Annotated in this window: 1 protein-coding gene and 1 pseudogene; both read left to right on the top strand. The window is 51.4% G+C overall.

Features of this window, described 5'->3' with window-relative positions; genetic code table 11:
• A partial coding sequence (locus D1841_RS18830) for a hypothetical protein (protein WP_207709242.1) occupies positions 1-209 on the top strand: 209 nt, incomplete at its 5' end.
• Positions 210-596: 387 nt separating this feature from the next.
• Positions 597-683 (top strand): annotated as a pseudogene (locus tag D1841_RS19430) (hypothetical protein); the annotation flags it as partial.
• Positions 684-924: the final 241 nt, after the last annotated feature.

Raw genomic sequence — 924 nt, 5'->3', positions numbered from 1 at the left:
GCCATGTAGAGGGAATACCGGGAAACCTTTTCCTCCCCCATGATATAGATAGGAAGATGGGAAAGGTTGAAGTTATCCAGCGTCACATGGTATGTATTGAACTGTCCGCAAAAGATGACCGACTGAGGTCAGCCTATGCCGATCATCAATCTGCGGAAGTATTACTATCCCACCATCCAAAAGGACGCCTTTGTCGAGGTCAGCGGTGAGGTGGCCGAGGCCCTGGAAGAAGGGCTTCGTATCGAGCAGCGGCAGGAGAAAAAAAGCTATATCACAAGGTTTTTTCCATGGACACCAACGACTGGACACAGCTTCACATTTCCGTCTACGCCCAATCGCCGGAGGACGTACTTCTCCAAGCGGAGGATCACGCAGAACAGGAGCGCAATCTCTCCCGCATGAACGAAGTCTTTGCCCGCCTGACACCCACCCAGGCCCGCCGCATCCGCGCCCGGTACATGGGCGGGAAGAAGCTGCGGGAAATCGGAGAATCGGAGGGGACGGGCGAATCCGAAGCTGGTCACTTCGTCCGCTCCGGTATCCGGAGTATGCGCCGTTATTTCATTCAGCAAAAATGGTTAAAAGCACAGAAGGAGTACCGGGTGTGGGCGCATTTCAGCACCACCAGCACCGAGACGATGGAGGATAAAATCAAGCGCCTGCTTCGTGAGGAAGTCAGGTAGGCAATGGAAAACGAGTAACGCAGGACAGCCAGGGTGGAAACAAACGATAGTTTTTGCCTTGGCCCCTCTGCTATCCTTGAAAAGCAGAGATATTTGTGGTACAATGAACATGCAGAAAGAGGGTGATCGTTTTGGACACAGCAGAGCAAAAACGCCAGAAAGATTTAGATAGTGTCTACACAAGGTAGAGGAATTGTGATAGAATGGAAGCATCAAAAAAAGACAGGAGAGGAAAAGATGG

The organism is Neglectibacter sp. X4, from assembly GCF_009917365.1.
In the GTDB taxonomy this organism is placed as follows: Bacteria; Bacillota; Clostridia; order Oscillospirales; family Acutalibacteraceae; genus Acutalibacter.
This window is presented reverse-complemented; position numbering and strand designations above follow the sequence as displayed.